Genomic DNA, 18,666 nt, shown 5'->3' with positions numbered 1-18,666 from the left:
GGCGGCTTACGCGCACTCGTCGGTCCACATCATCTCGGCGATCGGGCGCAGTGCCTTGCACTCCTGCGTCATCTCATCGGCCGACTGCACCTGTGCCTTGGCCTTCAGCTCCTCGGCCATGGCGTCCACGCCGCTGATCTGGTCCGGTGCGACCTTCGCCACGCAGGCACGATGCTGCTGCAGCAACAGGTCGCAGCCCGGTACGCCGGTCACCTTCGGCGCGTTGGCCGCCTGCGCGTCCTGCATCCAGTCCTCGAACGGTGCCAGCGCACCGGCCACGGTGCCCACCAGGTCATCGAAATTGCCGCTGTACCAGTAGCCGTTGTCCTTGGCCGGGTACAGGGTGAAGGTGCCGCTGACCGGCACGCGCGCGCCACTCTGCAGCGCCTGGGTGTAGGCATCGGTGAACTGCTTGCGCGAGGCCGGGCTGGCATCGGATGCGAGGCTGGCGGCGAACAGCGGGCGCACCTTGCCCAAGTCGGGCAGCTGGCAGCTGTAGGTGATCCGCGCCAGCTTCTGGTCTTCAACGTATTCGTTGTCTTCGATCACGCTCTTGGTGGCGCGGCACTTCGAATCACGCAGCGCCTTGGCATACAGCGCTTCGGTGGCCGCAGCGTCGACCTTGGCGCCGGTGCTGGCCAGTACGGTCTGCCAGGGTTCGGCCAATGCCTTGGCCAGCGCACCCGGATTCGGGGTTACAGCGTCCTGGCCTTCGAATGCCGGTTTCAGTGCGTCGTTGAGCGCGCGCGTGGCGGTCGCGTCGTCTTCCAGCAGGGTGCGTGCATACAGGTCGAACGCCTGTTCGGGCGACAGCGTGGCCGGGGCGGCCGTGGCGATCAGCGGGGCGCACAACAGCATGCTGGCCAGCAGAGTACGGGTGGGGGTCTTCATGACGGTGTTTTCCTGTTCCAGAGGCGCGCAAGCCTAGCGCATCTGCGTGGACTTTCGATGGCGCGATGGGGTCACGAGGTCGTGTATGCCGGCCAAAAAAACGGGCCCCTTGCGGGGCCCGTTCGATCGCACGACGAGGAGCGATCGTTGGATCAGAAGCTGGCGCGGACGCCGGCCGAGTACTGGGTGACGTCGCGGTAGCCGGAGATCTCGCCCACCAGACCCCAGGTCCTGGTGAAGTTGATCTGGCCACCGATGGTGCCGACCCAGGTGCCCTTGTAGTTGTTGCCGCCGTCCATGTAACCGGCCTTGGCCCAGGCTTCGGTCATGCGCGACGGCTTGCCGCGGATGCCCATGGTGGCGCGGGCCAGGTTGGTGTGGTCCTTGTAGCGGTCGCTGTAGCCGTCATAACGATCGGTCAGCTCAGCGTTCTGGCGCACCCAGGCGATGTCGGCGGTGAAGTCGACGCGGTCGGTCCACGGCATGTGGTAGCCGATGCCCAGCTCCGGCTGATTCAGTTCAACCTTCAGCGAACCGTCGCTGTAGTGATAGGTCTTGCTGGTGCGCGACCAGCCACCAAACACGTAGACCTGTTCGGCGATGGCCACGGAGCCACGCAGGTAGCCGCCGTCGACCTTCGGGTCGTCCAGTGCGTTGTCGTCAACCTTGACCTGCGTCCAACCGCCTTCAACGTAGGTGTAGCTCAGGGCGTCGGCCGAAGCCGAGAGCGGGGCGGCGGCCAGCAGGGCGGCCACGATCAGCATCTTGCGCATGGGAATTCCTGTGAATTTCAGTCCTTTGGCGGGCCTGCCCAGCGGGCTACCCGTGGCGACCTCATGTCGTCCGGGGCAGAATTTTAATGAAAGTTTTACAAATTGCGAGCGACGGCCGTCACAGCTGTGGCATCCGACCCCGTTCAGCACGGGCTGGTACACTAGCCACGCCGGTTCGCCGGTACACAAACGTCTTCAGGGCGGGGTGCAATTCCCCACCGGCGGTAGGTGCGCAAGCACGAGCCCGCGAGCGCCCCGGCCCACGGCCGGGGGTCAGCAGATCCGGTCCAATGCCGGAGCCGACGGTCATAGTCCGGATGAAAGAAGACGGTGCCACAGGGCTCATGCCCTGCGTGCGCCTGTTTGCCTTGCGGCGTTTTTCGCTCACTTTTCGCGGAGAACGTTACTTGTTTACTGGAATCATCGAAGGCGTCGGCCGTCTGGCCGCACGCGAATCCATCGGCGGCGATGTCCGCTTCACCTTCAATGTCGGGACTCTGCCGTTCGACAACGTGCAGATGGGCGAGAGCATTGCCATCAACGGCGTCTGCCTCACCGTCATCGCATTCGACGCCAGCAGCTTCCAGGCTGACGCGTCCACCGAGACCCTGGGCCTGACCACGCTCGGCCAGCTGTCCGAAGGGGCGGTCATCAACCTTGAACGCGCCATGCGCCCGACCGACCGCCTCGGCGGCCATCTGGTCAGCGGCCACGTCGACGGCCTCGGCCAGGTGCTGTCCATCCACGAAGACGCGCGTGCCCAGCGTTGGCGATTCGCAGCGCCGGCCTCGCTGCGCCGCTACATCGCCAAGAAGGGCTCGATCTGCGTGGACGGCGTCAGCCTCACCGTCAACGAAGTGGATGATGAGGGCTTCGAAGTCGCCCTGATCCCGCACACGGTGGCCAACACCGCCTTCTCCGCCGCGGGCGTGGGCAGTGCGGTCAACCTTGAAATCGACCTGGTGGCCCGATACGTGGAGCGCCTGATCAGTGTGCCGGCCAACGGTCAGCACCCGCATGGAGATGCAGCATGAATTTCGCCCCGATTCCGGAGATCCTGGAAGACATCCGCCTGGGCCGCATGGTCGTCATCGTCGATGACGAAGACCGCGAGAACGAAGGCGACCTGATCATGGCCGCCGAGCTGGTCAAGGCCAGCGACATCAACTTCATGGTCACCCATGGCCGTGGCCTGGTGTGCCTGCCGCTGAACCGCACCCGCGCCGCCGATCTCGGCCTGGCGCCGATGGTGCAGGCCAATACCGCGCAGTTCCAGACCAATTTCACGGTCAGCATCGAGGCCGCCGAGGGCGTCACCACCGGCATCTCGGCGCATGACCGCGCGCATACCATCCGCACCGCGGTGAAGCCCAACGCCAAGCCGTCGGACCTGCACCAGCCGGGCCATATCTTCCCGCTGATCGCCCAGCCGGGCGGCGTGCTGACCCGCGCCGGCCACACCGAAGCCGCCGTGGACATGGCCATGCTGGCCGGGCTGGAACCGGCCGGCGTGCTGGTGGAGATCCTGAACCCGGATGGCAGCATGGCGCGCCGCCCGGAGCTGGAAGTGTTCGCCCGCGAGCACGGCCTGAAGATGGGCTCCATCGCCGACCTGATCGCCTACCGTCTGGCCACCGAGAAGACCGTCGAGCGCGTCGATGAACGCGACATCGATACCGAATTCGGCCCGTTCAAGCTGGTCACCTATCGCGACCGCATCGCCCACGACGTGCATTTCGCCCTGGTGCGCGGCACTCCGGATGCCGAAACGCCGACCCTGGTGCGCGTGCAGGTGGAAAACCCGCTGGCCGACCTGCTGCACTGGCGCCGTGACGACTTCGGCGTGGCCGCCACCGATGCCCTGCGTGCCATCGATGCCGAAGGCGCCGGTGTGATGGTGGTGCTGTCGGCTCCGCGCGACGGTGAGGCCCTGCTGGCGCGTCTGCGCCAGCAGCCGGCGCCGATGGTGCCGGGCAAGGACAAGGACGTGAGCCAGTGGCGCCGCAATGGTGCTGGCGCGCAGATCCTGTCCGACCTGGGCCTGGGCAAGCTGCGCGTACTGGGCACCCCGCGTCGCCAGATCGGCCTGGCAGGCTACGGCCTGGAAGTGGTGGAGACGGTCACCCTGTAATGGGTAGTGCCGGCCGCTGGCCGGCAACCGGATCAATCAGGCCGCGCGCGCCAACGCGTCCTTCGCCGCTGTTGTGGTCGACAGATCGAACACATCCACCGCGTCGATCAAGCGGTTCGCCTGTTGTTCCAGGCTGCGTGCGGCGGCACTGGCTTCCTCCACCAGCGCGGCGTTCTGCTGGGTGGTGCCATCCATCTGGATCACGGTCTGGCTGACCTGCTCGATACCCGCGCTCTGCTCCTGCGAGGCCGCGGAAATCTCCGCCATGATGTCGGTCACGCGTTGCACCGATGCCACAATCTCGGCCATGGTGTCACCGGCCTCGCGCACGCGCTGTGCACCGTGTCCGACCTGCTCAACCGAGGTTTCGATCAACGCCTTGATCTCCTTCGCGGCCGCCGCCGAGCGCTGCGCCAGCGTGCGTACTTCACTGGCGACCACCGCGAAGCCGCGGCCCTGCTCGCCGGCACGCGCGGCTTCCACTGCCGCGTTCAGCGCCAGGATGTTGGTCTGGAACGCGATGCCATCGATCACGCTGATGATCTCGGCGATCTGCCGCGACGAGGTTTCGATCGCGCTCATCGTCGTCACCACCTGGCCGACCACGTTGCCGCCCTGCGAGGCGACCGTGTGCGCGCCGATCGCCAGCTGGTTGGCCTGGCGTGCGTGCTCGGCGTTCTGGCGCACGGTGGAGGTCAGTTCTTCCATCGACGCGGCGGTTTCTTCCAGATTGGCCGCCTGCTGCTCGGTACGGCGCGACAGATCATTGTTGCCGGCGGCGATCTCTGCAGCCGCAGTGTGGATGTTGCCGGAGGCGTGCTTGATGTCGGTGACGATGGTCGCCAGCTGCGCGGCGGTGGTGTTGGCATCGCCGGCGATGCGCGCGAACACGCCCTGGAAATCGCCATGCATGCGCGCGCCGAGGCGGCCATCGGCAATCGCGCGCAGCATGCTGGAGACCTCGCCGAGGTTCAGTTCGGTCGTCTGCATCAATCGGTTCAAGCCGTCGACCATCGCGCGGAAGTCATGCTCGAAGCGCGCGCTGTCGCCACGCTGGCTGAAGTCACCCCTGGCAGCGGCTTCGGCCAGGCGGCGGATCTCGCCATTGATCGTGCCCAGATTGGCCTTGGCGGTATCCAGTGCGTCGGTGATCACCGCCTTCTCGCCGGGCAGGCGTTCCATGTCCTGGCTGAGGTCACCGATGGCGTAGCGCCCCATGATCGCGATCGCGCGCAGCTTTACCTGGATGTGCGCATCGACCAGCGCGTTGCTGTCGGCCACCATCGTGCCGAACGCGCCGGGGAAGGCACTGGCATCCATGCGGTGGCTGATGGTGCCGGCTTCATGCGCCTGTGCCATCGTGGCCTGTGCATCGAGCACACCGCGCAGCGTGGACTGCACCGCCTGCATGGCCTGCGCGAGGCGACCGATCTCATCGCGGCTGCGCACCTGCACAACATGCTGCAGATCACCGGCGGCCACTGCACGCGCAGCGGCTTCCACCGCCAGCACCGGCTGCACCACCGCACGCCGCAGCCACCAGCCCAGGCCCATCAGCAGCAGCACGGCGGCCAGCACGGTCAGCGCCGCGCACAGCAGCAGCGTCTGCCGCGCCTGCTGCGAACGGGCCGCTACCGCCGCTTCGGCCACCTGCGTGGCGTGCGTACTCAACGCATCCAGCGCGGTTGCCACCGGGCGGTCCTTGCCGCGCACGAGGTTGTCGCCGGCGGCGGGATCGTAGCTGGCCTCGGCGAACGCCTGCAGCGCCGCGTGATAGTCCTGCTGCAGCTGCGCATGCAGGCCGATGAAGGCCTGCGCCAGTTCGCGCGTGCGTGCATCCGGGCTGCTGACCAGGCCCTTGGCCAGCTGCTCGACCAGACGACCCTCGCTGTCGAAGGCGTCCAGGTGGCGTTGGCGCAACGCGTCGTCGTGGCCGCGCAGCAGCACGTTCTTCCATTCCTGCACCTGGCCGCGGAACTCGCGCTGCAGGCGTTCGGCATCGCGGCTGTGCGCGACTTCGGGTGGAACCTCGGTGGACAACTTCAACCAGGCGGAGGCCAGGCCGGCCAGAGCGCACAGCAGGACCACAGCCAGACCAACAGAAACCGCGCCGAGCAGCTTGGACTGCAGGCGCGGAGCACGGACAGACGCATTCATGGGGAAGAACTCTCGGGAAGGGGCACTGCGGTATCGACCCGCTGCGCACGCCCTGAAGTGGGATGTTGATCACATTCGCGTTTCGTTTAGTGATGTGAAGGAGATGTTTCATAGGACAGATGTGTCCATATGGAACGAAAGCAGACCCTCGACAGAGGAATTAAATGTAACTAATGTTGTTACATGAAATCCGCGAACCCACTCTCCGACGCCCTGCACGTGATGGCGCATCTGGTCGGCCATGCCGCCCCGCGCACGTCCGAACAGCTGGCGTCGTGCCTGCCGACCCATCCGGTGGTGATCCGTCGTCTGCTGGCACAGCTGCACAAGGCCGGCCTGGTGCGCAGCACCCGTGGTCACGGCGGCGGCAGCCTGCTGGCACGCGATGCCGCGGCGATCACCCTGCATGACATCTATCTGGCGGTGGGAGCACCGCCGCTGGTCCAGGTCGGCGCTCGCGATTCCGGCGGTGGCTGCCCGATCCAGCAGCTGGTCAACAGCGCCCTGCTCGAAGGCGCGCGCGAGGCGCAGCGGCTGCTTGAGCAGCGCCTGCAGGCGACCACGCTGGACCAGCTCGGCGCCGACTTCGCCCGCCATCTTGCCCATCACCGTTCCCTGGAAGGTCACCATGAATCCTGATGTGCTCATCGTCGGCGGCAGCTACGCCGGCATTGCCGCCGGCCTGATCCTGGCCCGTGCCCGTCGCCCGGTCACCGTCATCGATGCCGGTTCACCGCGCAATCGCTTCGCCAGTCATTCGCACGGGGTGCTGGGGCTGGATGGCATCAGTGGCGCCGAGCTGCTGAAGACCGCGCGTCAGCAGCTGTTGGACTACCCCACGGTGCGTTGGGTGCATGCCGAAGTGGAGCACGCCCGCACCACCGCCGAAGGCGTGGAAGTGCGTACCGCCGATGGCCAGGTGCTGGCCGCGCGCAAGCTGCTGCTGGCCAGCGGCATCGCCGACCAGCTGCCGGAACTGCCCGGACTGGCCGAGCGCTGGGGCAGCACCGTGCTGCACTGCCCCTACTGCCACGGCTATGAAGTCGGTGGTGGTGCCATCGGCCTGCTCGGCGGCCATCCGATGTCCGCCAGCAAGGCGCCGCTGTTCGCCGACTGGGGCAATGTCACGTTCTTCAGCTTGGGTCTGGAGATCACCGATGAGGAACGCGCCGCCATGCAGCAGCGTGGCGTGCACATCGAGACGTCACCCGTGCTGGGTGTGCAGGGCGACCAGCCGACCTGGCTGGAAGTGGAGCTGGCCGATGGCCGCCGCATCGCACAGCGTGCGCTGTTCGTGCCGGCTACCCAGGCGATGGCCACGCCGCTGGTGCAGCAGCTGGGGTGCACATTGGTCGAGAGCCCGCTGGGGGTGCTGATCGAGGTCGACATGATGAAGCAGACCTCGGTGCGGAACGTGTACGCCGCAGGCGATGCAACCACGGTTGGCAACATCACCCTGGCCACCGCCGAGGGCGTGCGTGCGGGGATCGGCGTGCATCATGCGCTGGTGGCCGAGGACAGCGTGCCGCGCTGACCCCCGACGCGACGTGCTGCTCTGGTAGATGCCGACCTTGGTCGGCGCCGTTTCATCCACGCATGGCGTGGATCTACTGCAGGGTGGTCGGGCACCATTGAGGCACGGTGGGTGCCGGCCGAGGCCGGCACCGTTCCATCATCCCTTCACGCACAGCACCTGGCGCAGCGTGTGCACCACGTCGACCAGGTCGAGCTGCGCCGCCATCACGTCGTCGATCGACTTGTACGCGGCCGGCGATTCATCCAGCACGCCGCTGTCCTTGCGGCATTCCACGTGCGCGGTTGCTTCGCGATGCTGGGCCAGCGTGATCTGCTGGCGCGCGGTGCCACGGCTCATCACCCGGCCGGCACCATGGCTGCAGCTGTGGAAGCTGTCCGCGTTGCCCTTGCCACGCACGATGTAGCTGCGCGTGCCCATGCTGCCGGGAATGATGCCCAGCTCGCCCTCGCGGGCACTCACTGCACCCTTGCGCGTAACGAGCAGCTCCTGGCCGTGGTGCGTCTCCTTCTGCACGTAGTTGTGGTGGCAGTTCACCGCCATCGCCGCCAGCTGGAACTTCGGCAGCCGGTGGCGCATCTCGGCCAGCACCCGCGACATCATTGCCTCGCGGTTCTGCCGGGCGTAGTCCTGCGCCCACGACACTGCTTCGACGTAGTCATCGAACAGCGGCTCGCCTTCCATGAAGAACGCCAGGTCCTTGTCCGGCAGGTGGAAGCCGAGCACACGGCGCGCAAGCTCTTCGCGCGCCTTCTCGATGAAGTAGGTGCCGATCAGGTTGCCGGTGCCGCGAGAACCGCTGTGCAGCATCACCCACACCGTGTCCGTCTCGTCCAGGCACAGTTCGATGAAGTGGTTGCCGCCGCCCAGCGTACCCAGCTGGCGGTCCAGCTTGTCGGTGCGGATTCTGCGGTGCTTGTCCTTGATCTTCTCCAGACCGGCGGCCAGCCCGGACTGCACCAGCCGCGTGTGGATGCTGTCGGGCATGCGGTGGTGCTCGCCGCCGCGTCCGTTGCCGACCGGGATGCTGCGCTCGATGCTGTTGCGCAGCTGCCGCAGGTCATCGGGCAGGTCGTTGGCACGCAGCGTGGTGCGCACGGCGGCCATGCCGCAGCCGATGTCGACGCCGACCGCGGCCGGGATGATCGCACCGCGGGTCGGGATCACCGAGCCCACGGTCGCGCCCTTGCCCAGGTGCACGTCCGGCATCACGGCCACCCACGGCCCGACGAACGGGATCGCGGCGATGTTGCGCAGCTGCTCATGCGCCTGCGCTTCCAGCGGCACACCGTTGACCCAGCCCTTGATCGGCGTGGTGCCCTCGGCGTGCAGCCATTGATAGTTGTGTTGAGTGTCCATGTCTTCGTGTTTGTCCTTGATGGGCCGGCGGCGCGTCCCTGCGCCGCCGCGACCCCCTACCTGATCGTCACCAGCTGCTTCAGCACGCCATCCAGGCCGCCGAACACGGTGAGCTTGTCGATCTTCTCGGTGACCTTCTCCAGTGCCTCCAGCTCCTTCAAGCGCATCAGCACCGGGTTGTCCTCGATCAGCTTTGCGGTGTTGAGCTGCGAACGCGTGGCGTTGGCCTCCTCGCGACGGCGGATCACGCTGGCCTGGGCCTGCTTCTCGGCCAGCACCACACCGTTGAGGATCTCCTTCATCTCACCCGGCAGGATCACGTCCTTGATGCCCACGCCGAGCAGCCGCACGCCGTGGCCCTCGATCGCTGCCTGCACATGGGCGGCGATCTCGCCGTCCAGTGCCGCCTTGTCACCCAGCAGCTCGTCCAGGCTGCGCGCGGCAATCGCCTGGCGCAGGCCGAACTGCAGCTGCCGGTAGACGAACTCGTCGGCATTGCTGAGCGTGCGGTGTGCACGCACCGGGTCGACCACCTGCACGGTCGCGGCCAGGTTCACCCGCAAGGTCACCTTGTCGCGGCTGAGCAGTTCCTGGCCGGACACGTCCAGCGAACGCGCACGCAGCTCCACACGCTCCACCGACACGTTGCCGTTGAAGTTCCAGAACGCGTGCAGGCCGGCGTCCAGCGTCTGTCGCAGCGTGCCATCGATGAACAGCAGGCCGACCGACTCGCTCGGCACGGTGCTGATCACTGCCACACGCGGCAGCACGCCCAACTGGCCCAGGCGCTGCTGCACGTCCGCCGGAATGCGCGGCTCGTCACCCAGCGCCATCACGCGCACCTGGGTGTCGACCGAACCCCGCCAGTACAGACGGCGGCTGCCCGGCGGCAGCACTTCATCGATGCGGCCGTTGCGCAGCAACAGGCCGACCTCGCTGGCGCCGACGTTGGCCAGCACGAAGTGCGTGTCCAGCTCGGTGCCCAGCGCTTCGATCAGGCTGTCCTGGTCGCTGCCGGTATAGGCCGCGCCCTTCGATGCGGTGTGGATGTCCACGTGCGGGCGGCCGCCGAACGGCGACAGGCGGTGCACGCCCGGCAGCAGGATCTGCTGGAAACGACGGTTGCGATACACCAGGCCGCGCTCGCCGTCGCCGATCACGACCTTGATGGTCCAGAACATGGGAGTCTCTCCTTGTATGGCTCTGGTGGTTCGACCCGATGGGAATGAATCGCCATGACCCGGGTCGATCAGGTCGTGGCGAGGCCGCCTGCACACCACGTGCAGGCAGCGGAAGAGGGCGGCCATCGGCGGACGGTCCGCGCGCGGAGCCTTCGGTGCACCGGCACGGCTGCCATCGTCGTTCCCGGCAGGCAGCACCGGTGCGGAACGTGGCTGGCAGTGGCGGCGGGCCGGGGCCCGGCGTGCGGTCCGTTGCCTTCCACGTTCCTGCCCGAAGGCGTTGTCCGTGGACGGCGACGATGGCCGCTGGGGCTTGCGCCCCGGGTGTTGCTTCAAGTCATGACGTGACAGGTCATGTGGTTTGGAGTGGGAATCGAACCCACGACAGACGGATTACGGATCCGTTGCTCTGACCAAGCTGAGCTATCCAGTTGGGGACCGCGCGGAATCGAACCGCGTACCGGCGAACCGATGCCTGCTTCCAGCAGGCGATCCAGGCGATGGCATGTCCGAGACCTCCGGCATACGCCACGGCAACGCCGCGCGCACCAGCCCGTGGTGGAAACGGGACCGTTGGAGAATCGAGGGTGCAGGCCATCGACATTATCGCGAGCGATAATGTTTTGATGCGATGCAGATAATGTCCAGGCGTCGCCACTCGCGCGAAGTAAATCCTTCGGCGGAGCGGAAAAAACCTGTGTCAGTGAGCGGCGGGTTGCCGCGCGGGGTGCAGTTCTGGCATCGCGGGTCCTTGTGCCGACGCAAACGAAAACGCCCCCGGGACTTGCGTTCCGAGGGCGTCGTCAAGCCTCGGAGATCGGGGTGGCCGATCTCCGCAGGGCGGGTATCAGGCCGTTGTCAGCTGGACTTCCTTGCCGAACGCGCGCGCCAGCACGTCCATGCGCAGGCATGGCAGCAGTTTGGCGATGGCGACGGAATGCGCGTTCAAGGGAAGTTTCCAGTGGTTGTTGAAACGAGGTGCGCACGATAAACCACGATTTACTCGCGCGCAACCATTTTGTTCAATTATTTTCTTCTTTACCGCGCAATGCCGGCCAGCGGCCGGCACTACCGGGTCTCAAGCTTCCGTGCTGGCGGCATCCAGCTGCGCGACATCCTGCACGCTCAGCGACACGTTGGCTGCGGCCAGCAGATCGTGCAGCTGCTCGACGCTGGTGGCGCTGACGATCGGCGCGGTGATCGACGGCCGTGCGATCTGCCACGCCAGTGCGATCTGCGCGGCACTGGCGCTGTGCTTGCTGGCCACGTCATCCAGCGCCTGCAGGATGCGCAGGCCACGCGGATTCAGATAGCGCTTCACCACGTTCTCGCCACGCGCCGGGCTCTTGGCCGCATCGGCCGGCGTGCGGTATTTGCCGCTGAGGAAGCCACTGGCCAGCGCGTAGTAGCCGATCACCCCGATCTGTTCGCGCTGCACCAGCGGTTCCAGTTCCTTTTCGTAGCCGGCGCGGTCATACAAGTTGTACTCCGGCTGCAGGGTTTCGTAGCGTGGCAGTTTGTAGTCGGTGGATACCTTCAGCGCATCGGCCAGGCGCGTGGCGCTGTAGTTGGAGGCACCGATCGCACGCACCTTGCCGGCTTCGATCAGCCGGCCGAATGCGGCCAGGGTCGCTTCCAGCGGCGTGGATTCATCGTCTTCATGGGCCTGGTACAGATCGATCACGTCGGTCTGCAGGCGGCGCAGCGAGTCTTCCACCGCGGCGTTGATGTTGTCCGGGGTCAGGCCGGGGCGCTCGGCCCACTTGGCCACCTTGGTCGCCAGCACCACCTTGTCGCGCTTGCCGCTGCGGGCAAACCACTTGCCGATCAGCGTTTCCGATTCGCCGCCGGCATTGCCCGGCACCCAGGCCGAATACACATCGGCGGTGTCGACCAGGTTGAAGCCGGCATCGACGAAGGCATCGAGCAGGGCGAAGCTGGCCTTCTCATCGGCGCTCCAGCCGAACACGTTGCCACCGAAGGCGAGCGGACGTACATGCAGGCCGGAACGGCCCAGTTCGCGGGTTGCCGTCATGGGCACGGACTCCTTGGGGGAAGTGCTCCAGAATAAAACGCGTTGTGTGACCGTGCTGCGGCGGTGACCACAAAACAGTGTTCCGCGATACGCACGCAGCTAACGTTTTGTGAACACCTGGGACGCCGCGGCTGCTAGTCTCGCCGCATCTTCCGCTGGAGTCGCTCCGATGATGCCTGCTTCGTCCCTGCGTGGTTGCCGCCTGCTGCTTGCTTCGGCCCTGCTTGCCGCTGTTCCCGCGTTCGCCGCACCGGCCACGGTGGCACCGGCGAAGATCCAGGTGTCACCGGCCATCGATGCGGCGGTGAAGGCGTCGACCCGTGATGCCAACAACGTCAAGCGCGATGGCTTCCGTCATCCGGCGCAGACGCTGTCGTTCTTCAAGGTGACGCCGGAAAAGACCGTCATCGAGATCACCCCCGGCAACGGCTGGTACTCGGAAATCCTGGCGCCGCTGCTGCAGGACAAGGGCCACTATGTTGCCGCCGTGGTCGACCCGATGGCGGTGCCCGAGGGCCGCGGCCGTGACTACCAGCAGCGCAGCCGCGACAGCCTGGAAAAGAAGTACGCCGGTGCACCGGCACAGTTCGGCAAGACCGCCGTGGTCGCCTACGATCCGGCCAAGCCGGTGTTCGGCCCGGCCAGTTCAGCCGACGTGGTGCTGACCTTCCGCAACGTGCACAACTGGCGCAAGGCCGGCCAGGCGCAGGGCATGTTCCAGGGCTTCTTCAACGTGCTCAAGCCGGGCGGTGTGCTGGGCGTGGTCGAGCATCGCGCCAAGGCCGACGTGGCCGATGACGATGACACCGGCTATGTCGGCCAGCAGCAGGTGATTGCAATGGCGGAAGCCGCCGGCTTCAAGCTGGACGCGCGCAGCGAGGTCAACGCCAACCCGCGCGACACCAAGGACCACCCGAACGGCGTGTGGACGTTGCCGCCGACCAACCAGCACGACAAGGCCGATGATGCGAAGTACCAGGCGATCGGCGAAAGTGACCGCATGACCCTGCGCTTCATCAAGCCGTAAGAGGGGTGCCGGGCTGGCGCATGTTGTCTCTGTAGAGCCGAAGGCAGCGGCAGGAGCCGCTGCCTTCGTCGCGTGCGACGGCCCGAAGGGTGCCGGTCAGGACGGCCGGCATCGTCCCTGCTCGGCTCATCGCGCGTACCGCGGCGAGTGGCTGGTCCCAACCGGCCATGCGCCGGAATTCGATCGTATGCAAGGACATGAATTGTTGAAGAAGATCTTTTACATCGCTGTCGCGGTGCTGGTGCTGGGGCGGTTGATCGATTTTGTGTTCTACGGTGGTCATGCCCACGATCTGATGGCGACGGTAGGGTTTGCCGTGCTCTTCGCGGGTGCCCTTCTGGAGGAACGTTCGCGCAAGGCCGACCCGCCGGCCGCAGGCCTGCGGCGCCGGGCCAATGTCATCGCCGCGTGCGGCATCGCACTGGTGCTGGGCTCGTTCCTGCTGGAATGGAAGGTTTTCGGCTGAGCCGGCCGAGATTGGGGCGGCAGGAAAGCGCAGCCGCAACCACGCTCACCGCGCGCAGCGCAACGTATGGCTGGCCCCAGGTCCGGCCATGCGCCGGAGTCCAATCGAACTCAAGGACATGGACCGTTGAAGAAGGTGCTGTATATCGTCATCGCGGTGCTGGTGCTGCCGCGGCTGTATGACTTTGTGTACCACGGTGGGCATGCTTACGACCTGCTGGGAGCGACGGGTTTTGCGGTGCTGTTCTTTGGCGGGGTGCTGGACGGACGCGCCCGCATGACCTGTCCGCCACCCGCGGCGCTGCGTCGCCGGGCCAATGTCGTCACGGCATGCGGTTTCGTGTTGGTGCTGGGGTCGTTCCTGCTGCAGTGGAAGGTATTCGGCTGAGCCCTTCGTGTTCGTGGTCGCAGGAAAGCGCAGCCGGGCATGGGCTATGCCGGCCGACTTGACCGGCACCTTTCGAGCCGCCGCACGCGGCATGGGACAATGCCCCACCTGCCGACTGCCGTGCCCGCAATGCTGATCGCCTTCAACAAGCCCTTCAACGTGCTCTGCCAGTTCACCGACCGCAGCGTGCCACCGCGGCCGACCCTGGCCGGGTTCGGCCTGCCGCCGCGCGTGTATGCCGCCGGTCGCCTGGACCATGACAGCGAAGGCCTGCTGCTGCTGACCGACAACGGCACGCTGGCGCACAAGCTGACCGACCCGAGGCACAAGGCTGACAAGACCTACTGGGTGCAGGTGGAAGGCATGCCCAGCGACGAACAGCTGCAACAGCTGCGCGACGGCGTGGTGCTCAATGACGGGCCGACCCTGCCGGCGAAGATCGAGCGCCTCGATCCGGCGCCGTCGCTGTGGACACGCGATCCGCCGGTGCGCTTCCGCAAGACCGTGCCCGACGCCTGGCTGGCGATCACGATCCGGGAAGGCCGCAACCGGCAGGTCCGGCGGATGACCGCGGCGGTGAGCCTGCCGACGCTGCGGCTGGTCCGCGTGTCGATGGGGCCTTACCGGCTGGACGACCTGCAGCCGGGGCAGTGGCGGCAGATCGGTTGATGCAGAAAGGGCCGGATACCTTCCGGTGTCCGGCCCTCATGTAGTGCCTTGGGGTCAGAGTCCTTCCTGTGGAAAGGATCCGACCCCGGCAGGCTCAGGCGTCGCTGCCGATATCGCTGTGCTCGTCCACCACGGTGTCGTTGCGGCGGTCACGTGCGTTGATCCGCTGCGCCTGCCCATTCACCACGTGGCCATTGGCGGCCTTCTTCTTCTGCTGCTTGCGGTACAGCGCGTAGCCGAGCAGGCCTACACCGACCGCAGCGGCGGCCACGGCCACTGCCGGATTGCGGCGCACGAACTTGGTTGCGGCCTTGCCGCCGGTCTTCACTGCGCCGATGGCGGCGCCGGTCTTGATCCAGTCCGCATTGCGCAGGCTGCCACCGGCGCTCTTCAGGCCATCGCCGGCGGTGTGGGCCAGCTCCAGGGCGCGCTCCAGAGCGCGGTCGGTGATTACGGTCAGCTTGCTCATGCGGGGGTCCTTTGCCTCGGGTCGAAGTCCAGTGTCGCGTGTTGCCCGTAAACGGTATGTCAGTCGAGGTCACACGTGGCGTGACTTTACCGCAGCCATTCAGGATCAGGCAGGGTCCGCAGCCGGCCCCACCGGTCAGGTCCCGCGCGGCTTGGCCCGATGGGTGGCCGTCGCCGTCCACGGGTCATCCGGCCACGGATGGCGCGGGTAGCGGCCCTTCATTTCCTTTTTCACTTCCGCGTAGGTGTTTTCCCAGAAATTGCGCAGGTCCTGGGTGACCTGCAGTGGGCGGCCACCGGGCGAGAGCAGGTGCAGGGTAAGCGGCACGCGGCCGTCGGCGATGCGCGGGGTGTCAGCCAGGCCGAACAGTTCCTGCAGCTTCACCGCCAGCACCGGCGGCAGCGGTTCGCCGCTCTCGCTGTCCAGCGCGTAGGTGATCGGCCGCTCCAGCCCGGAGGGCACGGTGATGCGGGTCGGTGCATGACGCTCGACCAGCTGACGCTGTGACCACTCCAGGGGCGACTTCAGCGCTTCGCCGAAGCTGGACTCGTCCAGCGCATCCAGGCGCGTCTTGCCGGCGAACGCAGGCTGCAGCCATTGCGCACGCGTGGCCAGCAGGGCGTCGTCGCTGCAGTCGGGCAGGCCGAGTTCGGGCATCCAGCGCCGCAGCGACTCCACGCGTGCCTGCCATTGGCGCAGGCCTTCGGTCCACGGCAGCGCCTGCAGGCCGAGTTCGGCCACCGCGTCGGTCAGCGCCTGTGCGGCGTGCTGCGGATCAACCCGCCCGGCCGAGCGGCTGTCCAGCACGATGCGGTCGAAACGGGTCTCGCGCAGTGCCACCAGGGCGCGACGCTCGCTGTCCCAGCGCACCACATCCTCGGTCACGAAGCGCTCCGGCCACGCCTTGCGCAGCTGGCCCTCGTCCACCGGTGCGGCACGCAGCAGCAGCGCGTCGCGTGCCTCGAAGCGCAGTTCACTGGCTACCAGCCACGGCTCGCCACGCAGGTCGCTCAGCTCGTGCAGGCGTGCGCTGCGACCGTTGGCCAGCAGGTAGCGCAGTGGGTCGCTGGGGTGCTGGACACCGATGCGGTCGGGGAAGGCGTGCGCGAGCAGGTCACCGAGTTCATGGGCTTCGATGCTGGCCGGCGGTGCGGCATCGCAGCGCAGGCGGCGACGCCATTGTTTGGCGGCGGCATCGATCGCGGCCAGGCCGCTGCGGTTGGCGTCGCCCGGTGCGCGGCCATTGCGGAATGCCGCCAGCGCACGCCAACGCGCGGCCAGCGCATCACCGCCCTGGCGCAACGGATCGCGCGCCTCCAGCAGGGCGGCCAGATCGGCGGCCAGCGCCTGTGCGCGGGCATCGGACGCGGCCAGCAGCATCGCCGCCATCCGCGGATGCGTGCCCAGCGCCAGCACACGGCGGCCAAGTGCGGTGATCGCACCGCTGCTGGACAGCGCGCCGAGCCGCTGCAGCAGTTCGCGGGCGGCACCCATCGGGCCGGCCGGTGGCGGATCGAGGAAGCGCAGGTCGCTGCTGCCCCAGGCGGCCAGTTCCAGCGCCAGTCCGGCCAGCTCGACCTGATCGATTTCGGCGCGGCGCTGCGGCTCCAGCCGCTGCGACTGCGGCCACAGCCGCCACGCCACGCCCTCGGCGACACGGCCGGCGCGGCCCGCGCGCTGGTCGGCCGATGCCTGCGCGATGGCCACCACGTCCAGCCGGGTGAAGCCGCTGTTGGGGTCGTAGCGCGGCTCGCGCGCCTGGCCGCTGTCGATCACCACGCGCACGCCCGGCAGCGTCACCGAGGACTCGGCCACGTTGGTGGCCAGCACCACGCGCCGACGACCATCACTGGCCGCCTGCAGGACCCGCGCCTGCTGCTCCACCGGCAGTTCACCGTGCAGGGCCAGCACTTCGACGCCGGCATCCAGCGATTCCTGCAGCCCGGCCTGCACCCGCGCGATCTCGCGCTGGCCGGGCAGGAACACCAGCAGGTCACCGGGATGTTCTCCCAAGGCCTGCTGCACCGCGCGGCGAACCTGCAGTTCCAGCGCCTCATCGCGGCGCGCCGGGAAATGGCTGACCGTCACCGGGTAGCTGCGGCCTTCGCTGCTCAGCCGCGGCGCATCGAGGAAGCGTGCCAGCCGTTCGCCATCCAGCGTTGCCGACATCACCACCAGGCGCAGGTCATCGCGCAGCTGTGCCTGCACGTCCAGCGCCAGTGCCAGGCCGAGATCACCGCTGAGGTGGCGTTCGTGGAATTCGTCGAACAGGATCGCGCCGACCTCTTCCAGCATCGGGTCGTCCTGCAGCATGCGGGTCAGGATGCCTTCGGTAACCACCTCGATGCGGGTGCGCGACGAGACCTTGTTCTCGAAGCGGATGCGGTAGCCGACGGTGCCGCCCACCTCTTCGCCCAGCTGCCGCGCCATGAACAGCGCGGCGCTGCGTGCGGCGACCCGGCGCGGTTCCAGCAGGATGATCTTCCGCCCCTGCAGCCACGGTGCATCGAGCAGCGCCAGCGGCACCTGGGTGGTCTTGCCGGCGCCGGGCGGTGCCTCCAGCACCAGTCGTGGCTGCGCGGCGAGGTGCCGCTGGATCTGCGGCAGCAGCGGGGAAATCGGGAAGAGCGGCGCGTTCATGTGTAAAGGATAAGGGGCCACGGCGGGCGCAGGTACAATGCGCGGGCACTTTTCCCCCGCGATGACCATGCACCTGATCGATATCGGCGCCAACCTGACCCACGACTCCTTCGACCGCGACCGCGATGCCGTGCTGGACCGCGCGCGCCAGGCCGGCGTGGTGCAGATGGTCATTACCGGCGCCAGCCGCGAGCACTCGCCGCTGGCCGTGCAGCTGGCGCAGCAGCATCCTGGTTTCCTGTATGCCACCGCCGGCGTGCACCCGCACCACGCTGTGGAATACACCGAGGAATGCGATGCCGAGATGCGCGCGCTGCATGCGCACCCGGAAGTGGTGGCGGTGGGCGAGTGCGGGCTGGACTACTTCCGTGACTTCTCTCCGCGCCCGGCCCAGCACCGCGCGTTCGAGCGCCAGCTGCAGCTGGCCGCAGACAATGGCAAGCCGCTGTTCTTGCACCAGCGCGACGCGCATGCCGATTTCATGGCACAGATGAAGAACTTCGAGGGCCGCATCGGCCCGGCAGTGGTGCATTGCTTCACCGGTGAGCGCGACGAGCTGTTCGACTACCTGGACCAGGACTGGCACATCGGCATCACCGGCTGGCTGTGCGACGAACGCCGTGGCGCGCACCTGCGCGAGCTGGTGAAGAACATCCCGGCCAACCGCTTGATGATCGAGACCGACGCGCCGTACCTGCTGCCGCGCACGCTGAAGCCGATGCCGAAGGACCGCCGCAACGAACCGATGTTCCTCTCGCACATCGTGGAAGAACTGGCGCGTGACCGTGGTGAAGACGTGGCGGTGACCGCCGCGAATGCAACTGCCGCGACGCGTGCGTTCTTCCGCCTGCCGGACGCGGGTTGATCAGGTAGTGCCGGCCGCTGGCCGGCAGCAGCATGAACGCCGCAAACATCGCGCGGTTGCCGGCCAGCGGCCGGCACTACCG

At 67.2% G+C, this 18,666-nt stretch carries 17 protein-coding genes, 1 tRNA gene and 1 riboswitch; of the genes, 9 read left to right on the top strand and 9 right to left on the bottom strand.

Translation table 11 applies throughout. The annotated features are described in order from the left end of the window. Window positions 1-6: 6 nt before the first annotated feature. Both ABE423_RS13165 and ABE423_RS13160 read right to left on the bottom strand, forming a co-directional pair. The gene (locus ABE423_RS13165) at window positions 7-891 is read right to left on the bottom strand and encodes a hypothetical protein (protein WP_121504865.1); all 885 of its coding nucleotides are present in this window, start codon (window positions 889-891) and stop codon (window positions 7-9) included. Window positions 892-1,043: 152 nt separating this feature from the next. Continuing rightward, window positions 1,044-1,664: a hypothetical protein gene (locus ABE423_RS13160; protein ID WP_032128042.1), complete on the bottom strand. Its 621-nt coding sequence runs from the start codon at window positions 1,662-1,664 to the stop codon at window positions 1,044-1,046. Between the two features lie 187 nt (window positions 1,665-1,851). Continuing rightward, window positions 1,852-1,997, top strand: a riboswitch (FMN riboswitch). Window positions 1,998-2,071: 74 nt separating this feature from the next. Between ABE423_RS13160 and ABE423_RS13155 the strand changes: the two genes are divergently transcribed. Both ABE423_RS13155 and ribB read left to right on the top strand, forming a co-directional pair. Beyond that, window positions 2,072-2,698: a riboflavin synthase gene (locus ABE423_RS13155; RefSeq protein WP_049425005.1), complete on the top strand. Its 627-nt coding sequence runs from the start codon at window positions 2,072-2,074 to the stop codon at window positions 2,696-2,698. Further along, the gene (ribB, locus tag ABE423_RS13150) at window positions 2,695-3,795 is read left to right on the top strand and encodes a 3,4-dihydroxy-2-butanone-4-phosphate synthase (RefSeq protein ID WP_346486298.1); all 1,101 of its coding nucleotides are present in this window, start codon (window positions 2,695-2,697) and stop codon (window positions 3,793-3,795) included. Before ABE423_RS13155 ends, ribB begins: the two co-directional genes overlap by 4 nt. Window positions 3,796-3,831: 36 nt before the next feature. Here ribB and ABE423_RS13145 read toward each other — a convergent pair whose 3' ends face one another. Beyond that, a complete protein-coding gene (locus ABE423_RS13145) occupies window positions 3,832-5,952 on the bottom strand; it encodes a methyl-accepting chemotaxis protein (RefSeq protein ID WP_125895749.1) in 2,121 nt (706 codons plus the stop codon). Between the two features lie 183 nt (window positions 5,953-6,135). Between ABE423_RS13145 and ABE423_RS13140 the strand changes: the two genes are divergently transcribed. Both ABE423_RS13140 and ABE423_RS13135 read left to right on the top strand, forming a co-directional pair. Further along, window positions 6,136-6,591: an Rrf2 family transcriptional regulator gene (locus ABE423_RS13140; protein ID WP_033833804.1), complete on the top strand. Its 456-nt coding sequence runs from the start codon at window positions 6,136-6,138 to the stop codon at window positions 6,589-6,591. Continuing rightward, window positions 6,581-7,486, top strand: coding sequence for an NAD(P)/FAD-dependent oxidoreductase (locus tag ABE423_RS13135; protein WP_125895748.1), 906 nt, complete (start codon window positions 6,581-6,583; stop codon window positions 7,484-7,486). The genes ABE423_RS13140 and ABE423_RS13135 overlap by 11 nt, the downstream gene beginning before the upstream one ends. Window positions 7,487-7,624: 138 nt before the next feature. Here the strand turns inward: ABE423_RS13135 and ABE423_RS13130 are convergent, their stop codons facing one another. The 4 genes from ABE423_RS13130 to ABE423_RS13115 all read right to left on the bottom strand — a co-directional run bounded on the left by ABE423_RS13130 (window position 7,625) and on the right by ABE423_RS13115 (window position 12,061). Next, window positions 7,625-8,845, bottom strand: coding sequence for an RtcB family protein (locus tag ABE423_RS13130; protein ID WP_197615708.1), 1,221 nt, complete (start codon window positions 8,843-8,845; stop codon window positions 7,625-7,627). Between the two features lie 56 nt (window positions 8,846-8,901). After that, on the bottom strand, window positions 8,902-10,026 hold the full coding sequence (locus tag ABE423_RS13125; protein WP_049398660.1) for a slipin family protein: 1,125 nt from the start codon (window positions 10,024-10,026) through the stop codon (window positions 8,902-8,904). 357 nt (window positions 10,027-10,383) lie between these two features. Next, window positions 10,384-10,457: transfer RNA gene (locus tag ABE423_RS13120), tRNA-Thr, on the bottom strand. A gap of 647 nt (window positions 10,458-11,104) precedes the next feature. Further along, a complete protein-coding gene (locus ABE423_RS13115) occupies window positions 11,105-12,061 on the bottom strand; it encodes an aldo/keto reductase (RefSeq protein WP_032129150.1) in 957 nt (318 codons plus the stop codon). Window positions 12,062-12,230: 169 nt separating this feature from the next. Between ABE423_RS13115 and ABE423_RS13110 the strand changes: the two genes are divergently transcribed. From ABE423_RS13110 to ABE423_RS13095, 4 genes are all read left to right on the top strand, one after another. Next, window positions 12,231-13,088: a class I SAM-dependent methyltransferase gene (locus ABE423_RS13110; RefSeq protein WP_049398658.1), complete on the top strand. Its 858-nt coding sequence runs from the start codon at window positions 12,231-12,233 to the stop codon at window positions 13,086-13,088. A gap of 205 nt (window positions 13,089-13,293) precedes the next feature. Beyond that, a complete protein-coding gene (locus ABE423_RS13105) occupies window positions 13,294-13,554 on the top strand; it encodes a hypothetical protein (RefSeq protein ID WP_032129148.1) in 261 nt (86 codons plus the stop codon). A gap of 135 nt (window positions 13,555-13,689) precedes the next feature. Beyond that, complete coding sequence (locus tag ABE423_RS13100; RefSeq protein ID WP_346486323.1) at window positions 13,690-13,941, top strand: hypothetical protein; 252 nt, start codon at window positions 13,690-13,692, stop codon at window positions 13,939-13,941. A gap of 129 nt (window positions 13,942-14,070) precedes the next feature. Next, a complete protein-coding gene (locus ABE423_RS13095; RefSeq protein WP_253143696.1) occupies window positions 14,071-14,610 on the top strand; it encodes a pseudouridine synthase in 540 nt (179 codons plus the stop codon). Between the two features lie 94 nt (window positions 14,611-14,704). On the opposite strand, the gene ABE423_RS13090 is transcribed toward ABE423_RS13095, so the two are convergent. After that, window positions 14,705-15,079, bottom strand: a complete 375-nt coding sequence (locus ABE423_RS13090; RefSeq protein WP_019336760.1) for a hypothetical protein — start codon at window positions 15,077-15,079, stop codon at window positions 14,705-14,707. Between the two features lie 135 nt (window positions 15,080-15,214). Next, entirely contained in the window at window positions 15,215-17,719 is a 2,505-nt protein-coding gene (hrpB, locus tag ABE423_RS13085; protein ID WP_346486292.1) for an ATP-dependent helicase HrpB, read from the bottom strand. 67 nt (window positions 17,720-17,786) lie between these two features. Here hrpB and ABE423_RS13080 point away from each other — a divergent pair, with 67 nt between their 5' ends. Then, on the top strand, window positions 17,787-18,584 hold the full coding sequence (locus tag ABE423_RS13080; RefSeq protein ID WP_346486290.1) for a TatD family hydrolase: 798 nt from the start codon (window positions 17,787-17,789) through the stop codon (window positions 18,582-18,584). Window positions 18,585-18,666 lie beyond the last annotated feature (82 nt).

Source organism: Stenotrophomonas sp. TWI1409, assembly GCF_039673015.1.
Taxonomy (GTDB): Bacteria; Pseudomonadota; Gammaproteobacteria; order Xanthomonadales; family Xanthomonadaceae; genus Stenotrophomonas; species Stenotrophomonas maltophilia_A.
Note: the sequence above shows the minus strand (reverse complement) of the source record. Positions and strands in the feature narration are given on the sequence as shown.